General features: G+C 42.5%; 19 protein-coding genes. 10 read left to right on the top strand and 9 right to left on the bottom strand.

Annotation, left to right across the window (positions count from 1 at the left end):
* Window positions 1-43: 43 nt before the first annotated feature.
* Window positions 44-670, bottom strand: a complete 627-nt coding sequence (locus tag HH214_RS14400) for a hypothetical protein (RefSeq protein ID WP_169608756.1) — start codon at window positions 668-670, stop codon at window positions 44-46.
* Window positions 671-878: 208 nt separating this feature from the next.
* On the opposite strand from HH214_RS14400, the gene rpsF reads away from it, so the two are divergent.
* From rpsF to miaA, 7 genes are all read left to right on the top strand, one after another.
* The gene (gene rpsF / locus HH214_RS14395) at window positions 879-1,241 is read left to right on the top strand and encodes a 30S ribosomal protein S6 (protein ID WP_169608754.1); all 363 of its coding nucleotides are present in this window, start codon (window positions 879-881) and stop codon (window positions 1,239-1,241) included.
* Window positions 1,242-1,243: 2 nt separating this feature from the next.
* Window positions 1,244-1,507, top strand: a complete 264-nt coding sequence (gene rpsR / locus HH214_RS14390; protein WP_079716629.1) for a 30S ribosomal protein S18 — start codon at window positions 1,244-1,246, stop codon at window positions 1,505-1,507.
* A 17-nt stretch (window positions 1,508-1,524) separates the two neighbouring features.
* Window positions 1,525-1,968: a 50S ribosomal protein L9 gene (gene rplI, locus HH214_RS14385; RefSeq protein WP_169608752.1), complete on the top strand. Its 444-nt coding sequence runs from the start codon at window positions 1,525-1,527 to the stop codon at window positions 1,966-1,968.
* 181 nt (window positions 1,969-2,149) lie between these two features.
* Window positions 2,150-2,830, top strand: a complete 681-nt coding sequence (gene mtgA / locus HH214_RS14380) for a monofunctional biosynthetic peptidoglycan transglycosylase (protein WP_169611161.1) — start codon at window positions 2,150-2,152, stop codon at window positions 2,828-2,830.
* Between the two features lie 495 nt (window positions 2,831-3,325).
* Window positions 3,326-4,738 carry a CCA tRNA nucleotidyltransferase gene (locus tag HH214_RS14375; protein ID WP_169608750.1) on the top strand — a complete coding sequence of 471 codons (1,413 nt, stop codon included), beginning with the start codon at window positions 3,326-3,328 and terminating at the stop codon, window positions 4,736-4,738.
* A gap of 39 nt (window positions 4,739-4,777) precedes the next feature.
* Entirely contained in the window at window positions 4,778-5,425 is a 648-nt protein-coding gene (locus HH214_RS14370) for an IS1096 element passenger TnpR family protein (RefSeq protein ID WP_169608748.1), read from the top strand.
* A 72-nt stretch (window positions 5,426-5,497) separates the two neighbouring features.
* Window positions 5,498-6,415, top strand: coding sequence for a tRNA (adenosine(37)-N6)-dimethylallyltransferase MiaA (gene miaA / locus HH214_RS14365; RefSeq protein WP_169608746.1), 918 nt, complete (start codon window positions 5,498-5,500; stop codon window positions 6,413-6,415).
* On the opposite strand, the gene rfbD is transcribed toward miaA, so the two are convergent.
* Entirely contained in the window at window positions 6,393-7,256 is an 864-nt protein-coding gene (gene rfbD, locus HH214_RS14360) for a dTDP-4-dehydrorhamnose reductase (protein ID WP_169608744.1), read from the bottom strand. The two genes, miaA and rfbD, sit on opposite strands and share 23 nt — an antisense overlap.
* Window positions 7,257-7,283: 27 nt before the next feature.
* Window positions 7,284-7,877: a D-sedoheptulose-7-phosphate isomerase gene (locus tag HH214_RS14355; protein WP_169608742.1), complete on the bottom strand. Its 594-nt coding sequence runs from the start codon at window positions 7,875-7,877 to the stop codon at window positions 7,284-7,286.
* Between the two features lie 596 nt (window positions 7,878-8,473).
* Here HH214_RS14355 and porK point away from each other — a divergent pair.
* The 3 genes from porK (at window position 8,474) to HH214_RS14340 (ending at window position 12,257) form a co-directional block, all read left to right on the top strand.
* Window positions 8,474-9,868: a T9SS ring complex lipoprotein PorK/GldK gene (gene porK, locus HH214_RS14350; protein WP_169608740.1), complete on the top strand. Its 1,395-nt coding sequence runs from the start codon at window positions 8,474-8,476 to the stop codon at window positions 9,866-9,868.
* A 68-nt stretch (window positions 9,869-9,936) separates the two neighbouring features.
* Window positions 9,937-11,106: a type IX secretion system ring subunit PorN/GldN gene (gene porN, locus HH214_RS14345; RefSeq protein ID WP_169608738.1), complete on the top strand. Its 1,170-nt coding sequence runs from the start codon at window positions 9,937-9,939 to the stop codon at window positions 11,104-11,106.
* 272 nt (window positions 11,107-11,378) lie between these two features.
* A complete protein-coding gene (locus tag HH214_RS14340; RefSeq protein WP_169608736.1) occupies window positions 11,379-12,257 on the top strand; it encodes a class I SAM-dependent methyltransferase in 879 nt (292 codons plus the stop codon).
* Between the two features lie 83 nt (window positions 12,258-12,340).
* Here the strand turns inward: HH214_RS14340 and HH214_RS14335 are convergent, their stop codons facing one another.
* The 6 genes from HH214_RS14335 to HH214_RS14310 all read right to left on the bottom strand — a co-directional run bounded on the left by HH214_RS14335 (window position 12,341) and on the right by HH214_RS14310 (window position 19,133).
* Complete coding sequence (locus tag HH214_RS14335; protein WP_169611029.1) at window positions 12,341-13,321, bottom strand: UDP-glucuronic acid decarboxylase family protein; 981 nt, start codon at window positions 13,319-13,321, stop codon at window positions 12,341-12,343.
* A gap of 212 nt (window positions 13,322-13,533) precedes the next feature.
* Window positions 13,534-14,880 (bottom strand): UDP-glucose dehydrogenase family protein, encoded by a 1,347-nt coding sequence (locus tag HH214_RS14330; RefSeq protein WP_169606032.1) that lies wholly within the window; start codon window positions 14,878-14,880, stop codon window positions 13,534-13,536.
* 34 nt (window positions 14,881-14,914) lie between these two features.
* Window positions 14,915-15,871: a GDP-L-fucose synthase gene (gene fcl, locus HH214_RS14325; RefSeq protein WP_169608734.1), complete on the bottom strand. Its 957-nt coding sequence runs from the start codon at window positions 15,869-15,871 to the stop codon at window positions 14,915-14,917.
* A 55-nt stretch (window positions 15,872-15,926) separates the two neighbouring features.
* Window positions 15,927-17,039: a GDP-mannose 4,6-dehydratase gene (gene gmd, locus HH214_RS14320; RefSeq protein WP_169605436.1), complete on the bottom strand. Its 1,113-nt coding sequence runs from the start codon at window positions 17,037-17,039 to the stop codon at window positions 15,927-15,929.
* A gap of 61 nt (window positions 17,040-17,100) precedes the next feature.
* On the bottom strand, window positions 17,101-18,378 hold the full coding sequence (locus HH214_RS14315; RefSeq protein WP_169608732.1) for a WcaI family glycosyltransferase: 1,278 nt from the start codon (window positions 18,376-18,378) through the stop codon (window positions 17,101-17,103).
* A 182-nt stretch (window positions 18,379-18,560) separates the two neighbouring features.
* Window positions 18,561-19,133 carry a WcaF family extracellular polysaccharide biosynthesis acetyltransferase gene (locus HH214_RS14310; RefSeq protein WP_169608730.1) on the bottom strand — a complete coding sequence of 191 codons (573 nt, stop codon included), beginning with the start codon at window positions 19,131-19,133 and terminating at the stop codon, window positions 18,561-18,563.
* Window positions 19,134-19,140 lie beyond the last annotated feature (7 nt).

Here is a 19,140-nt window from a genome sequence, read left to right as displayed (position 1 = left end):
TTTTATTGAGAAAGTTACACCTTACTTATGCAGAATAAATTTTTTACAAAACGGTAATACTTACTACCTCTTTTACCGTGTAATAACCTTTGGCTTGTGGCAAATAAACCTCTAGTTCGTGCCATTGAATAGCTATTTTTTTACCTGCGTAAGTAACTGGCAAGCCCATAAACTTTTCAGATCCGGCAAATTGCTGCAACCACAAGAAAGATTTTTCATTACCCTGCGCATCGGCAACGATAAAGTAATTGAAGCCTTTATTTTCAATACGCTTTAACGTACCTTGCGTGGTGCTTGTGGCTAAAGTTTTTTCTTCCGATTTGCTTTTACTCATCAATACAGACAACTTGATAAAGGAGCTGCAATTGTGCCGCATCAACTCTTTGCCAATTTCCAGCCCGATGGCTTGCATAGCGGCATCATCTTCCAAGCTGGCACTCTTTTCATCAGCAATTTGCATTAAAATATCGTAGTAATTGGAAAAGCAGTTCATAAAAGCTTCGTTAGCTTCTTCGCTGGTTTTAATTTTACTCATATCCAGGCGGCTTATGGCACTGCATAAACTGTCTACCATTCTACGTTCGGCAGGGCCAGGTGTTGCTTGGGTTTGCGCCTGTGCAGTGCAAGTTATTACCGATAGCAGCAGCAATAAGGTTGAAAACAATTTCATGATAAGGATCTGATTGAATAATTATAGCAAAAGTAGCTAAATACCCGCTATAAAATCAGTCTGATACCGCTTAATCACATTTTGGCCGGGTTCGCTTTAAAAAAGCATGCAAACACTTATAATCAACTACTTGCAAAAATGAATACTTATATCTACATTTGCACTCCCGTTTTTTGAGCGGGTTATTGTAATTAACAAAAGTATTAAAATGCAACAGTACGAAACCGTCATCATTCTTACCCCGTTGTTATCAGATGATGCTGCTAAAGAGGTAATTGCCAAATTCAGCAAAATTTTAACTGATAACGGAGCCGAGATTGTTCAAGAGGACAATTGGGGTTTGAGAAAATTAGCGTACCCTATCCAAAAGAAATCAACTGGGTACTACCACCTCACCGAATTCCGCGCTCCAGGTGAATTAATCAACAAACTGGAGATCGAGTACAAACGTGATGAGCGTGTAATGCGTTTCCTGACTATTGCTTTGGATAAACATGCCATAGCTTACAACGAGAAAAAACGCAGCGGCGCTTTCAACAAAAAACCTAAAACAGAGGAGGCAGCAGCTTAATTATGGCCAACGAACAAATTCAATACGTTACCGCTCCGAAAGTGGAGGATAACCGCAAAAAATACTGCCGTTTCAAAAAGAACGGTATCAAGTATATTGACTACAAAGACGCTAACTTTTTATTAAAGTTCGTAAACGACCAAGGTAAAGTATTACCTCGCCGCTTAACCGGTACTTCTTTAAAGTTTCAGCGTAAAGTGGCTCAGGCTGTTAAACGTGCCCGCCACATCGGTTTATTACCTTATGTTACTGACTCGTTAAAATAATATTGGAGGTTTAAAAGATGGACGTTATTTTAAAACAAGATGTAAAAAACCTCGGCGAGAAAGACGAAGTGGTTAAAGTAAAGCCAGGTTATGGCCGTAACTTTTTAATTCCTAAAGGTTATGCTATCGTTGCAACCGAATCAGCACGTAAAGTTTTAGCTGAAAACCTGAAACAGGCTCAGTTTAAACAAGACAAAATTCGTAAGGATGCTGATGAAGTAGCTGCCCGCTTAGAAGGTGTTAAATTAACTATCGGTGCTAAAGCTGGTGAAACTGGTAAAATTTTCGGTGCTATCAACACTATTCAAATAGCTGAAGCTCTGAAAAAACAAGGTTTCGATGTAGATCGTCGCCGTATTACTTTTGATCAGGAGCCTAAGTTTGTAGGTGAATACACCGCTAACTTAAACCTGCACAAAGAAGTAAAAGTTCAGGTACCTTTTGAAGTAGTAGCTGAGTAATAAGCTCTCCACTACCCTCTCCATCACGGAGAGGAAGGTTAAAGAAATATTTTTGCAAAGCCCTTTCTGTATGGAAAGGGCTTTGCTATTTTAGTGCCCTGTAAACAGATTGATCAAAGTGGCGTTCAGCAAGTCATCCTCTTCTTCCAAGAAAAAATCAAAGCAAAGCTCATCTTACGGCATTCTTAAACTGGTTTTATACTTTTTAAAGTTGTTTATCATCTTATTTGTATTGATTACCGTTTTATGGGTACTGCTGTATAAAGTAGTTAACCCACCCGTTACCCTATTGATGATTGAGCGCGGATTTGAGCGCAAGCACGATGGTAAAGATTGGAAGATTGATAAAGACTGGGTAAATTTTGATCAGATTGCCTATCCGATGAAACAGGCTGCTATAGCAGGGGAAGACCAAAAGTTTTTAGACCACTTCGGTTTTGACTTTAAAGCTATGGAGCGCGCTATTGACAAGAATGCCAATAGCCGTAAGCTGATTGGCGGCAGTACCATATCGCAACAAACCGCCAAAAATGTATTTTTATGGCCCGGTCGCTCCTATGTGCGTAAAGGTTTTGAAGCTTATTTTACGTTACTGATTGAAACCTTCTGGAGCAAAAAACGCATCATGGAAGTGTACTTGAATGAAATTGAAATGGGTGACGGTATTTATGGTGTTGAAGCCGCATCACAAACCTATTTCCACAAGCCAGCCTCGCAGCTTACCCGCCACCAAGCGGCCGCTATTGCTTCTATATTCCCTAGTCCATTAAAGTGGTCTGCCACTACTCCCAGCAACTACCTGCGGCATCGGCAATACCTTATTATGAAAAATATGAGAAGGTTGGGCCCGCTGGACTTTTAAGCTATTTGGTTAAAATGCAGCTATTGTATAAGAGATTAAGTCAGTAGTTAAATTAGCTGTTTACCTGCAGTCGTAACATCAAGAGGTAAAATCTTCTATCTGTTTCAGCACAGCCTAATCCTCGCTGTTTATAGGTTCCACTTGTGAACAACAATAGCTGAAATCCCCAAACTTCAACCATTCATTAAACCATTGTTTATCAAAACGCTACATTCTAAACAAACCCAAACCTACTGACAAAACAGTGCCACCACTGCCAATGGTTTGTCAGTGTTACAGGGTGTTACACTCTGTAACATGTAACACCTGTAACACCTGAATAATTATCAGTAACACGTTAAAGCCAGCATAATGCTTGTTTTTGAAAACACCAGCAACATTAGCGCATCGTTATACTGATAACCTTGAAAAATCAGCTTTAAGCGCCCGGTTTAAATTTTACTTCGTATTTTTGCATGTACAAGTGCAATTGTATAGTTGCCGTATTAACCTCCCATGAAACAATACCTGCAACACCCCATATTTGCCATAGTAGCTCAATTGGCAGCTCAGCAACAGGTGCAGGCCTATGCCATAGGCGGCTTTGTACGTGACTTATTCCTAAACCGTCCATCAAAAGATATAGACATTGTGGTGGTAGGCAACGGCATTGAATTTGCCGAACGGGTGGCGCAAAAGCTTCAAGTTAAAGTTTCTGTTTTTAAGAGCTTTGGTACGGCCATGCTACGCTATCATGATGCCGAAATTGAGTTTGTAGGTGCCCGTCGTGAATCATACCGGTCACAATCGCGTAAGCCCATTGTAGAAAACGGAACCTTGGAGGATGATCAGAAACGTCGGGATTTTACCATTAATGCACTAGCCATTGCCCTGCACCCCGATCAGTATGGCGAATTGATTGATCCGTTTAACGGCATGACTGATTTGCATAACAAACTAATCCGTACGCCACTGAACCCGGAAGAAACTTTTTCTGACGATCCATTGCGCATGATGCGGGCCATACGGTTTGCCGCACAACTAGGCTTTATCATTGATGAAAAAGCAGTTGAGGCCATACAGCTTAATAAAGAACGTATCCGTATTGTATCGCAAGAGCGGATTACTGATGAACTCAATAAAATTATCTTGTCACCCCTGCCTTCAGTTGGCTTCAAGTATTTATTTGATACCGGCTTGTTGAAAGTTATCTTCCCGCAAATGGCAGCTTTGCACGGGGTAGAATATGTGAATGGCCGCGGGCATAAAGACAATTTTTATCACACTTTGCAGGTGCTAGATAATATTTCGAGCACAACTACCGACCTCTGGTTGCGCTGGGCTGCTATACTACATGACATTGCCAAACCGGCCACCAAACGCTTTGAAGCCGGACACGGCTGGACCTTTCATGGACACGAGGATCGCGGTGCCCGCATGGTACCTAAAATTTTTGGTCAATTAAAGCTACCACTAAATGAACGGATGAAGTTTGTACAGAAGCTGGTTTTATTGCACATGCGCCCTATTGTACTTACTCAAGAAATTGTAACTGATTCAGCCGTACGCCGTTTGCTGTTTGAAGCTGGCGATGATATTGAAAGCTTAATGCTGTTATGCAAAGCTGATATTACTACTAAAAACGAGTATAAGATTAAGAAATACCGACAAAATTTTGAACTGGTACAGCAAAAGTTAAAAGACGTTGAAGAACGCGACCGCGTCCGCAATTGGCAACCGCCAATAACCGGCCATGATATTATGCAGCTTTTCGGTTTGCAAGAAGGTCGGGAAGTAGGCATTATCAAAAATCAGATACGAGAAGCCATCTTAGAAGGCGAAATATCAAACACATATGAAGCAGCATTGACTTTCACGCTTAAAAAAGGGGAAGAAATTGGCTTAAAAGTTGCTGCAACCACAAATTAAATTGAAATATAATATTAACAACACAACCAACCTATAAAAATGGCACTATACCGTTTTAGAGTTACTTTTGAGGATTACGATGATGTAAGCCGGGAAATAGACATTAAATCCACCCAAACCTTTGCTGATTTACATCAAGCTATTCATCAAGCTGTGGGCTATAATCCTGACTACTCTTCTTCTTTCTACATTAGCAACGACCAATGGACTAAAGGAGAAGAAATAGCTTATAAACCTAGCGAACGTAAAGTTAACCGGGGCGTAGTGCTAATGGAAAACGCTAAGCTGAGCAACTATATTGATGACCCACACCAAAAATTTTATTATACCTCCAATTTTGATCGTCCTTTCGACTTTCATGTAGAGTTGGTAAAAATACTGGATGAAACACCAGGCACTGCTTATCCAGCCACTGCGAAAAGCGTAGGTGAGGCTCCTAAACAGTTTGGAAATGTATATAATCCAACGGTTATTCCACCAACCAACGAAGATTTTGATTTTCTAAACGAGATGGAATACAACCCTGAAGAAACTGAAGACTTTGAAGAAGTACCAGGTTCAGGTGATGCCGGGCACGATGAAGAGGAAAGCCATGATGAAGAGGATGAATTTGGCAATGAGTTTTCAGACAATGAAAGTTTTGACGAAGACGAACCTCGCAGCAAAGGCGGCCATGATGATTATTAATCTATAATACTTTTATTTATAGGGCTTTCTGTTCAGGATGTATTAACTAACAGAAAGCCCTTTTTATTTTTTATGAGCCGTAAATACTTAATAGTTATAGCCGGACCAACTGCTATAGGTAAAACTGCCGCCGCAATCACCTTAGCACAGCATTACCATACGGCTATCTTATCAGCTGATTCCAGGCAGTTTTATCGCGAAATGACTATCGGCACTGCCAAGCCTTCACCAGATGAATTGGCAGCAGCCCAGCACTATTTTATCAATTCGCATTCGGTAACCGACACCTTTACCGTTGCTGATTTTGAACAACAGGCTCTTCAGGTACTTAAGCAGGTATTTACACAATATAACTTAGCTATTATAGCTGGAGGTTCGGGCTTGTATGTAAAAGCTGTAGAAGAAGGCTTTGATGAACTACCCAATGTAAAAGCCGGCGTTCGCGACAATTTGAATGAAGCTTTTGCGCAATGCGGCATCAGCTATCTGCAGGATAGATTGAAAATTGCCGATCCGGGATACTACCAGCAGGTTGATTTAAACAATCCACAGCGCCTTATACGTGCTTTAGAAGTATTTGAGAGTACCGGCACTCCCTACTCTGCGTTTCGTACAGGCAATAAACAACAACGGCCCTTTCAGATTATTAAAGTAGGCTTAGATATGCCGCGTGAAGCTTTATACCAGCGCATCAATCAACGCGTTGATATGATGCTTGCACAAGGCTTAGTGGCCGAAGTGGAACAACTTTTACATTTTCGCCACCTTAATGCGTTAAATACGGTAGGCTATATAGAAATTTTTGATTACTTGGACGGCAAAACCAGTTTACCCCAGGCTGTTGAACTTATTAAGCAAAATACCCGACGTTTTGCCAAGCGCCAGCTTACCTGGTTCAGGAAAGACCAACAGATCACCTGGTTTGCACCTGATGATCTAACTGGCATTATCCGGTATATTGATAGTATTATTGCTGCTTCTGCAGCTTAGTTATACAAATATTCAAGCTTTCGCGCCAATACGGAACTTCTATCCCCAGCATGGTTTTAATTTTAGTTTTATCCATCACTGAATAAGCTGGCCGTATGGCTTTGGTTATGTATTCGCTGGTACGTACAGGTAATACTCGTATTTGCACGCCGCTTATATCAAAAACAGCTTTGGCAAAATCATACCAAGAAGTTACCCCCTCATTACTATAATGGTAAACACCATACTGGTGCTTATCGTTTAAAATAAGGTGCACAATACAACGAGCTAAATCAATAGCGTAAGTTGGTGTGCCTATTTGGTCAGCAATAATTTTGAGTTCATCTTTCTCCTTGCCTAATCGCAACATGGTTTTCACAAAATTATTGGCATGTTCTGAATACAACCAGCTGGTTCTGATAATATAATGCTGCGGTAAAGTAGCAGCAATAGCCTGCTCACCTTCCAGTTTGGTTAAACCGTAAACATTAATCGGGTTAGTGGCGTCAGTTTCTACCTGCGGGTATGGCGCAGTTCCTTCAAACACAAAATCGGTAGAAACATGAATAAGTGTAGATTGATAGGTTTTACAAAGTTGGGCCAGGTTAGCGGCACCATCTTTGTTAACCTTGCGGGCTATTTCAATTTCGTCTTCAGCCTTGTCAACTGCTGTATAAGCAGCACAGTTAATACAGTAAGCGGGGTGTTCATTTTTAAAAATTTCATCCAGTACATCCATGTTCAAGACGTTACCTTCAGTTCCAGAAAAAAAGTGTACATCAGTTATCTGCTGCTCTGCTACTACTTGCTTAAGGCATTGACCTAACTGCCCTGATGCCCCAAAAACAATAATTTTACTCATGTATATAAATAGATAGATGTAATATAATCACTTTACGTTACGATACTGTCCAAACAACTCATCCTCTACCAAATGGCACATAATATGGCCGATGAGAATATGTGACTCCTGAATACGAGGGGTTTGCACCGATGGTACTTTGATACAATAATCACACAATGCGGCCATGTTACCTCCGCTTTCACCAGTTAAACCTATGGATATTACTCCCTTTGTTTGGCAGGTTTCAAGCGCCTTAATAATGTTTGGGGAGTTACCGGAAGTTGATATAGCGATAAAAACATCACCCACATTGCCATGTGCTTCAATTTGCCGGGCAAACAAACGCTCATAACCATAATCATTACCTATACCGGTTAATATAGAAGTATCGGTTGATAAAGCAATAGATGGAATAGCAGGACGGTCAAAGTTAAAACGACTCACAAACTCGCCTGAAATATGTTGTGCATCAGCCGCACTGCCTCCGTTACCAGCCAATAAAGTTTTTTTGCCATTTCGGTACGCATCCGCAATAACACGTGCCGACTTTTCAATTAAGTTCAGGATGGCTTTATCGGCCAAGATAGCCTGTTTTACCTGTATAGAAGATTGAATATGCGATTGAATTGTAGAAAGCATCTTGCTTATTGTAGGCTGTAAAATTAGAATTTTAAATAGCAATATACTGATTAAACATTCAATCAAACATGAAGTATATGAAATAGCGGGCAATAATACTCACAAAACTTCCGTCATATATAGATTAAATTTTATAACAAGATTTTTAATTGGTCGTTTAAGCTACTTAATAAACATCTATCATAATTAAAACCATGTTAGTGCAATGAAGCAAATTAGCTTAATAGTTTATTATTGTTATAGCATTGATAGTTATTTAATCGGCAATTAACAAGCATTAAACTTAAGGTACATTTAAAAAAATAGCATGTTACTTTATAAACATTTATTATTAGTATTGTAATGAAATAATTGAAATATTAAAGAATTATATATTATTGAGCAAATATTGTATATAATTTCACACTAGTGGGTATGCTTACTATATTGGGTTAATCTTAACTATTTTAAACATAATTCATTGGCATAGCAATCAACTATCGTAACATATCAAATTACTATCAAATCAATATTCAGCTAAACAAAAGGTTTTTAACTTCTTTTAATAGCAAGTATTTAAAGTTGATTTATCACCAGAAACGTAACTTCATCTCGCAATGAAAATAACTTTTTCCCGTATTGCAATTTCCCTTTCCGCCATTCTAGCCCTATCAGCCTGTAACCATAATAAACGTTTAGCAGACCTGTACACTATCCCGAACGTCAGAACTAGCGTACCAACATTAAACGCCATGGCGCCTCCGGGTATGATTTACGTTCCGGCCGGAACCATTATTGATAAACCTTCAATAACAGATACAGCCATTGCTGGCGATACATCTCAGAAAAGAGTAACAGTAAGCGCCTTTTTTATGGACAAAACAGAAGTTACCAACAAGCAATACCGCACGTTTGTAGATTGGGTAGCTGATTCGGTAGCAATAACCGATTATTTAAAAGATCCGAAATACTTTGTAAAAGTTGATAAGCCTAAAGCAGTAAAATCAGGTGGCAAAAAAGGCAGTCCTGCTATTCCGGAAGCGCCTATTGATACCAACAAAAGAATTAACTGGAATCAGATTGATGGCCGGGAGCCTTTGTGGAAAAGCACCAGCCCCGAAATACGTAACCGCCTGATTAATCAAATGGTATACATGGAAAATGGGGAACTGAAGCTTAACGAGGAGAAAGTAAAATATTCATTCACCCATTTGGTTACTAATCGTCAGGGTGTAAGTAAATATGCTACAGAATACATTCCAGTTTTGCCTGATACCAAAGTTTGGACTGAAGATTTTCCAAATGCACAGATGGAAATGATGGATAATAACTACTATACCAATTTAGGTTATAATGATTATCCGGTAGTTGGTGTAACCTGGAAACAGGCCCGGTGCTACATTAACTGGAGAAGTAAAATATTTTTAAGACAAGTAGGTCCCAACTCTATTGTCAGAACATTTAATCTGGTGTTCAATCTGCCTACCGAAGCACAATGGGAGTACGCTGCTTCTTATGGTATGCGCGATACAGATATGAACAAGCTAGCTGCTATTCATACCACCGTTCGTGACCAGCAAAATAGAAAAAAGAAAAAAGATGTAGATGAACTGATTGTTAACTTCAAACAGCGTGAAGGTGATTATGCACAAGATGGGGCTACCACAACAATGCCCGTAAAATCTTATGCTCCTAACAAGTTAGGATTATACAATATGTTGGGTAACGTTTCCGAATGGACACTGGATGCCTTCAGCCCATCATATAAAGAATTTATTCATGATTTGAACCCGGTACTACTATACGATGCCAATGACAACGATAGTGAAATTTTAAGACGCAAAGTAGTAAGAGGCGGATCATGGAAAGATAACGGCAGTATGCTGAGCCCGATCAACCGGAGCTATGAACTGCAAAATGTATCTCACTCTTATATTGGTTTCAGATGTGTAATGCCTGCACCGGATATTACTCCAGATCAGGTTAAAACCCGCAAAATCGCTAAACTTTAATCGAGAATATCAAATTAGATACAAAGCTGTATCAAGTAACCACTTAATACAGCTTAAACAATTCAAGAATGAAAAATATAACGCATAAAATTTACGTTTCTGCTGTGTGCCTGCTCAGTTTGATATTGGTGTGCAACGTAGCAGAAGCGCAAAAAAGTAAATCACGTAGAAGCACCGCCCGTACTACCAAGTCACGAAGTGCCAGAACAACTAAACGCACTACAACCAGAACTACCGCACCTACTACTGAGCCTGCTTTTACTAGAACACCCGAACACGCATCAGTAGCGCCAGTAACTGCCCAAGCCGTACCCGACACTGCCGATATGCCGATTGATACTATTGTGCCTATGGATGGTTACTATAAAAACACCTTATATACGCGCGCAAAATCATTTGCTTACCCTGCAGTTAACAGCAATGATGTTAGATTTTACAAACGTGTTTGGCGAGACATTGACCTGAAAGACCCCAAAAATATGTTACTGAACACTCCTGGTTCAACCTTGGCTTCTGTTGTATTGGAAGGGGTAAAATTACGCCGTATAACGGCATATCAGCCCAGCATTACTAATAGCGACAGTACATTTGCCAAACCTTTAAGAGTAAGCCATGCTATGGGTTTGTTACAGGATAGTGCCATGGTTGATCAATTTGATGCTAACGGCAACAAAGTAGGATCTAAAATGGTATTAAATGATTTTAACCCGGAGCGCATTACCAAATTCAGGATTAAGGAAGATATTTACTTTGATAAAAAACGCTCGCTGGTAGTAAGTCGTATTATAGGCATAGCTCCTTTAAAAAGTATTCAGGCTGGTGGTCAGGAAATTGGCGAAGCGCCTGTATTCTGGTTATATTTCCCACAATGCCGTGATTATTTTGCCACCAAAGATCTTTCAGATCCTGAACGAAAATTATATGATACCAGTCTGGACGATATTTTTCTTCAGAAAAAATACAGCAGCGTAATTGTAAGATCTACCGGAACAACCAACAATGGGCAAGCCGGCGCCTCTGATCCTGCTTTGCAATTAACCGCAGCACAATTAAGTGCAACCAACGCTAACCAAAATACACAAGCCAGCTCTGAAGCTGTTGAAGCTAAAATACAAAACTTTAAAAACGAAACTTGGGATTATAAAGTACAGCAAAAACCAGTTTCTGCTAAAAGTGCTAAAAAAGAAAAACCAGCTAAAGCAGTAAAACCAGTTAAAACTGATAAAGCCAGTAAATAAGCACGCATCAAACCATATCTAAAAGCGGATAGCCTCAAGCTATCCGCTTTTTTTATGATTAACTTATTATTAAATCTTCTATGCTTTAACTTTAAACTATTTAATATTAATCCACTTTCATCGTTAAGTTATTACCCGTTATCAAACCTGATATTATCTACTGATAATAAGCTATTTACCTATATAGTAAGTAACAAGTTTTTGTTAACAGCCGTAAAAGTTAAACAGATGCCTAGATACTTCTTATTCTTAACTAATAGGTAGCGAACATTATGAAAGCAGAGATACAGCAGTTTTTAAAAGAAGAGGCAAAATTTACAGATCAGGGTAATTACTTTGAGTTTCCCATCCACAGACGTTCCCAATCTTTAGATGCCAATGTGTATTACTTCAATCATCCTGAATGGGCTGAAGAATATCTTACTTATTGTCATCGCAGCGATACTTTCAAGAGCCGATGGCAAGCTGCTACAGGCGATTGGACTAACAAGGTAGTGATTGATATAGGTTGTGGGCCGGGTAATATATTTGCAACATTGCAAGGTAAGCCCAAGCATTTAATTGGGGTGGATGTTGCGCCAAAATCATTAGAGTTAGCTGGTAATCTGGGCTACACTCCGGTATTAGCTGATGCTAATAATCTTCCCTTTAAATCAGAAATTGCAGATATTGTTGTACTGAATGCTGCCTTACACCATTCTGAAAACATGGATTCTGTTTTAAAAGAGGCTGCTCGTTTAGTAAAACCTGGTGGCGTACTGGTTACCGATCATGATCCGCAACATTCGGCCTGGAATTATAAAGGCGTAGGTATGTTGTTATGGCAAGCCCGTTTGTTGTATTATAGGCTTACTGGTTACAGCTTTCATAAATCGGCTGAACAGCAAAAATGGGCTTTAGCGTGTGAAACACATCATAAACCTGGGCATGGCGTAAAACGCGAATTATTTGAAAGTGTACTGGAACCCCATGGCTTTGATGTAAAAGTATATCCGCACAACCATGATTTAGGCGAAGAAGTATTACAGGGTAACATTGGCAATCCTGAAATGAAATACAAAATTGGCAATATTCTATCAGGTAGGAATCCTTCTCTACCTAGCAGCGCATTGTCGCTAATGTGTGTAGCTAAAAGAAAGTTGGCCTATTGAACACCAACACAGTCAGATAAACAACAAAGCCCTTAAGTATATACCTAAGGGCTTTGTTGTTTATTATAGATTCTATAAAAGAATTACTTAATGAACTGTGTAAATTCTTTATGTTGAATTTCGTGTTCAGGCAGCGAGCGGAAGTACTCGTAGGTAATCTTGAGCCCTTCTTGCCGGCTTACCTTGGGCTGCCAGCCCAGCAGCGCCTTGGCTTTGGTGATGTCCGGCCTTCTTTGCTTAGGGTCATCGGTGGGCAGCGGCTTACTGATGAGCTGCTGATCGGTGCCGGTGAGCCTGATGATCTCCTCGCCAAACTCCCGGATGGTAATCTCATCGGGGTTGCCCACGTTCATAGGCTGCACGTAATCGCTCAGCAGCAGCCGGTAAATGCCCTCCACCAGATCATCCACGTAGCAAAACGAGCGCGTCTGACTACCGTCTCCAAACATGGTAAGCGGCTCACCGCGCAGCGCCTGACCAATGAAAGCTGGCAGCACCCGTCCGTCATTCAGCCGCATTCTAGGGCCATACGTGTTAAAGATGCGCACGATGCGCGTTTCGAGCCCGTGAAAGGTGTGGTAAGCCATAGTGATGGCTTCCTGAAAGCGCTTAGCCTCATCATACACGCCTCTGGGGCCTACCGGGTTCACGTTGCCCCAGTACTCCTCAGGCTGCGGGTTTACCGAAGGGTCGCCATACACCTCCGAGGTGGAAGCCACCAGGATGCGCGCGCCTTTGGCCCGGGCCAGTCCCAACAGGTTATGCGTGCCTAAGGAACCTACCTTGAGTGTTTGGATCGGGATCTTTAAGTAGTCGATGGGAGATGCCGGTGAGGCAAAATGCAGAATGTAGTCCAGCTCGCCCGGTACGTGCACGAACTTGGATACGTCATGGTTATAAAACTCGAACTGCTCGAGCTTAAACAAATGCTCGATGTTGCGCAGATCGCCGGTAATGAGGTTATCCATACCCACCACCCGGCAGCCTTCCTTAATAAAGCGGTCCGAGAGGTGCGAGCCCAGAAAACCGGCTGCACCCGTGATGAGTACTCTTTTACCTTGCAGGTTAGTCATAATGGTAATGCTATTGAATAGTTGAATGCGTTATGAAATCGGATCAGTGCGCTAAAGCTATCTACTAAAAGGGTAAACCCAGCAAGCCTAAAGAACTTTTCTCCGCTGGCTTACCCTTTCTTTTTTTATGAGGGTCTTTCGTTTAAGAGTATACGGTAGAAGGGTTACTGGTTACTGGTTACTTTCTATTTTTTACTCAATACTTAAGCCTTACTACTTTCTACAACTTGTTCCCGGCCCACCACCTTGCGGCCGATGGAGTTGTAGTAAAAGCCGCAGTCAATCATCTTTTGAATGTCGTACAAATTACGCCCATCAAAGATGACCTTGGCTTTCAGCAGCGAGCCTACGCGCTCAAAGTCCGGCGTACGGAACAGCTGCCACTCGGTAACAATCAGCAGTGCATCGGCGCCTTCCAGCGCTGCATACGGGTTCTCGGCAAAGGTAATCTTCTCGCCCAGCAGCGCTTTGACATTGTTCATGCCTTCCGGGTCAAAGGCCGACACCGTAGCGCCTGCCGAAAGCAGCGCATCAATAATCTCCAGTGCCGGGGCTTCACGGATGTCATCCGTTTCCGGCTTAAAGGCCAGTCCCCACAAGGCAAAGTGCTTGCCGCTCAGATCGCCCTGGTAGTAGTTGCTTACTTTTTCTACCAGCATGCGCTTTTGGGTTTGGTTGACGTCCATCACCGCATCCAGGATCTTGAAGTCGTAGTGGTTTTCCTCGGCTGATTTGGCCAGCGCCTGTACGTCTTTCGGAAAGCAGCTGCCGCCATAACCAATGCCGGCAAACAAGAACCTTCTGCCGATGCGCTCATCTGCGCCGATGCCCTTGCGCACCATGTCCACGTCGGCGCCTACGCGCTCGCACAGGTTGGCAATCTCGTTCATAAAGGAGATCTTGGTAGCTAAAAAGGAGTTGGCCGCATACTTGGTCAGTTCCGAAGAGCGCTCATCCATAAAGATGATGGGGTTACCCTGGCGTACATAAGGGCCGTACAGCTCGGCCATCAGCTTGCGGGCCCGCTCATCGGAGGTACCCACCACTACGCGGTCCGGCTTCATGAAGTCTTCTACGGCTACGCCCTCGCGCAAAAACTCGGGGTTAGACACTACGGCATAGCTCACCCCTTCACGAATGTGCTGCTGCATGATAGCAGTCACCTTATCGGCTGTGCCTACCGGAACGGTAGACTTGGTCACAATCACTTTATAGCTGGTCAAAAGCCCGGCAATATCAGCTGCGGCACCCAGTACGTAACTCAGGTCTGCGGCGCCATTGCCGCCCGGCGGGGTAGGCAGGGCTAAAAAGATGATCTTGGCCTCTTCGATGCCCTCCGAGAGCGAGGTGGTAAAACGTAGGCGGCCCTGGGCAATGTTGCGGTGAAAGAGCTGCTCCAGCCCCGGCTCATAGATGGGCAGCTGCCCTTGTTGCATCATCTCTACTTTCTTCTGGTTGATGTCTACACACACCACCTCGTTGCCCGTCTCCGCTAAACACGTGCCGGTAACCAGACCCACATACCCCGTCCCCACGACTGCTATTCTCATATCTTCTTTCCTTTTACTTGTTGAATTGTATACTTTAAACTAAAACTGTTGTATTTGATCCTTCCCTTTGTTTAAGGAGGAAGTCCTGGTAAGCGAGTTGGATGCCTTGCGGCAGTTCAATGGTGTGGTGCCAGCCCCATTCATGCAGCTTAGACACGTCCATGAGCTTACGCGGGGCACCATCAGGCTTGCTGGTATCCAAACTGATCGAGCCCTCATAGCCCACCACCTGACTCACTAACTCGGCCAGCTCCCGAATGCTGATATCCTCGCCCGTGCCGATGTTTACCAGTCCCGGCTCATTGTAGTGCTCCATCAGGTAATAACAAGCAGCTGCCAGATCATCGGCAAACAAAAACTCTCTGCGCGGTGTACCCGTACCCCAAATTACCACTTCTTGCAGCCCCTGCTCTTTGGCTTCATGAAACCTTCTGATCATCGCCGGCAGTACATGCGAGTTCTGCGGATGGTAGTTGTCATTATAGCCATACAAGTTGGTGGGCATCACTGAGATGTAGTTACACCCGTACTGTGCCCGGTAAGCATCGCACAGCTTAATGCCGGCAATCTTGGCAATGGCATACGGCTCGTTGGTTTCCTCCAACAGGCCCGTCAGCAGATACGCTTCTTTGAGCGGCTGCGGGGCTAACTTGGGGTAAATGCAGCTCGAACCTAAAAACATCAGCTTTTTGACGCCTTGCAGATACGAGGCATGAATGATGTTGTTTTGAATCTGCAAGTTGTCATACAAGAACTCGCCCCGGTAGGTGTTGTTGGCCACAATGCCGCCCACCTTGGCCGCAGCCAAAAACACGTACTCGGGCTGCTCGCGGGCAAAAAAGTCCTGCACCTGCTGCTGGTTTCTTAAGTCCAGCTCTGAGGAGGTGCGTGTAATAAGGTGTTGGTAGCCCTCGGCCTGCAGCTTGCGCACAATAGCCGAGCCGACCATGCCGCGATGTCCGGCAATGTATATCTTTGCTCCTTTTTCCATAGCTTGGTATCTAACGCTTTAACGTGAGTGGAATAGTGACTAAAAAAAGGATAGCTTATTCGTACTGGTTTTTGATCTTGTAGCCGGAATCCTTCAGCAGCTTTTCTTTCTGGAACAGCTCCACATCGGCATCTACCATCTCGCTTACCAACGCTTGCAGGTCATACTTTGGCTTCCAGCCCAGCTGGGTTTGGGATTTGGTCGGATCACCAATCAGCAAATCCACTTCGGTTGGGCGGAAGTACTTAGGATCTACCGCAACCACTTCGGTGCCTTCTTCTATCTGGTAGTCCGGGTTAGTGCAGCTTACTACATAGCCTTTCTCGCTCGCACCTTCGCCGCGGAAGGTCACCTCGATGCCAACGCGCTCAAAAGCTAGGCGGACAAACTCCCGTACACGGGTGGTCACACCGGTGGCAATCACGAAGTCTTCGGGTTTCTCTTGTTGCAGGATCAGATACATGGCCTCTACATAGTCTTTGGCATGTCCCCAGTCGCGCTGTGCATCCAAGTTGCCCAAGTATAGCTTATCTTGTAAGCCCATAGCAATCTTCGCTACCGCACGGGTGATCTTACGGGTCACGAAGGTTTCGCCACGCAGCGGGCTTTCGTGGTTAAACAAAATACCATTGCAAGCATACATGTTGTAAGCTTCCCGATAATTCACAGTAATCCAGTAGCCGTACAGCTTAGCTACGGCATAAGGCGAACGCGGGTAGAACGGCGTAGTTTCGGATTGTGGCACGGCCTGCACCAGTCCGTATAGCTCCGAGGTAGAAGCCTGATAGATGCGGGTCTTTTCCGTTAAGCCCAATAGGCGTACCGCTTCCAGGATGCGCAGCGTACCGATACCATCGGCATTGGCGGTGTACTCCGGCGTATCAAAGCTTACCTTCACGTGCGACATGGCACCCAGGTTATAGATCTCATCGGGTTGTACCTGCTGAATAATGCGGATCAGATTGGTCGAGTCGGACAGATCCCCAAAGTGCAGCACCATGCGCGGGTTACCCTCATGCGGATCCTGGTACAAGTGGTCAATGCGGTCGGTGTTGAACAAAGAAGACCTACGCTTGATGCCATGCACCTCATAGCCCTTTTCCAATAACAACTCCGTTAAGTAGGCCCCATCCTGACCCGTGATCCCGGTAACTATCGCTTTTTTCATCGTCTAATATCGTGCGTGTAATTTGAAGTGAACCTTTTAAAAATGTTCTTATTTGATTTAGTTAATGTAATTGAAAAGCAGCAGATTCTACTTTTTTGAAAACATCTCCTGCAAAAGTATTCATTATATTATCTATATTCAGGTAGTTTATAGCGTACTTTCTGGCATTTTCACGCTTTGCTTCAATCGTAGCCTGATCCGCTATAATTTCTAAAATACTATCAGCCAGTAACTGATAATTTTCCGGTTCAACAATATAACCTAAATCATACTTATTTACTACGTTGTAAAGTGTAGTATCGGGCGAACTAGTAACAATACTTGCTCCTCCTACTGCCAAAATTGTAGTAAGCTTAGAAGGCATAACTAAATCACCCGCATTTGCTTTTTGCAAAATCAAATGAAAATCGGCCATGTTTAAGAAAGCATTAAATTTACCTTTATCCTGAACAGGCAAGAAAGCTACGTTAGTCAACTGCTTTTCATCAGCTTGTTCTATTAGTTTTTGCTTGAATGGTCCTGAACCACAAATGATAAATTTAATATCACGATGTTGCTTTAAAAGTTCAGCGGCATGCAGTATACCTTCCAAGCCTTGCTTTTCGCCAATTGCTCCCGAATATAAAAATACGATGTCGTTTGGAGCATACTTCCATTGAGATTTCAGCTGGTGGCGTTCAGCTAACGGGCAAAAGAATGAAGTATCAACCCAATTGGGAAAGAACAGTACATCACGGTCAACTTTGGCTTTGATTTTTGCAATCATGCCATCTGATATACTACTAACAAAATCGGCACTTTCTAGTATTTTCTTTTCTATTTTATACAAACGTTCAAACAGCTTTTCATTAGAAAGCATATTCAAATCTTGTGCAGCCTCAATCTGTAAATCCTGAATGTGATATAGTACCTTTCCCCCATTCCGCTTTTTTAACATTAACCCTAAAAAGCCTAAATGAAAAGAGGGTGCTACGGTTAATATTAAATCAAAAACTTTAGAGGAAAGCATCAGCTTTAATACCACCCAGAATTTAAATATCCAAAAAGACAAATCCTGAAGCATACGCTTTTTACCTGTAGGGTTTGCAGGGATGTACGCAGGACAACGGTATATTACAATTTCACCTCCTTCAGGATACGATATTACTTCCTTTTTATATCCTCTGTTTTTGTATGGAGCTTGTACCTTCCAGTAAGGATAATAAGGATAAGTGGTGATTACCGTACATTTATGCCCATGAGCAGCCAACCAATCTATCATTTCACCATTATATTTGCCTATGCCAGTGGGCTCAGGCGCAAAGTTCTGGCTTATCAAAAGAATGTTTTTATTACTCATCAACTAAATATTCAGGGTAGCTTACTAAAAATAGGGAACACGAGAAAACAACGCTGACTAAGAGAATGCTAATTCTACAATCAGCAAGAGAACTGTTTAGATATTTTAAATAAATTAAAATATATGACTTTTATACGTAGAAATACTTAGTAGAGTTATCAAATATATTAAAATACTTAAATTCAGTTTACCCATCTGGGTTTGATAAAGACTGCTGGGTTCCCTCGGTAAATACTGTTGGCTTGTACATTTTGTGTTACTACGCTGCCAGCTGTAATTACACTATCAATATCTATAGTTATATTAGGTGCTATAAAGCAACCAGCACCAATCCATACACCTTGACATAATGTAATGGGCCCATTGCGGTAAGGCATAGCCGGATCACGAAAATCATGATTGCCACCACAAAGAAATGCACGTTGAGATAGGCAGGCATGGTCGCCAATAGTTACTTTCTCAAAGTTTAAAATAAATGCTTCTTCCCCTATCCATACATGGTTACCGATTTCCAGTTTCCAAGGAAAATGAATATTTACACGGGGTTTGATGATAACTCCAGCACCCACTTTTGCGCCAAACCACTTTAAAATACTTATTTTGAAACCGTTTGGGAAAGGCATAGCTGTCAGAAAAAACAGCATTTTACAAAAGTACCAAGTAACCTCTTTAAATTTACTTGCTCCACGGTTAAAACCTGCTGGGTTGAATTCGTCAAGCCGGACCCGTGAGCTTCGTGATAAGGTATTGTTCATGTTGATT

The organism is Mucilaginibacter robiniae (assembly GCF_012849215.1).
GTDB classification, from domain to species: domain Bacteria; phylum Bacteroidota; class Bacteroidia; order Sphingobacteriales; family Sphingobacteriaceae; genus Mucilaginibacter; species Mucilaginibacter robiniae.
This window is presented reverse-complemented; position numbering and strand designations above follow the sequence as displayed.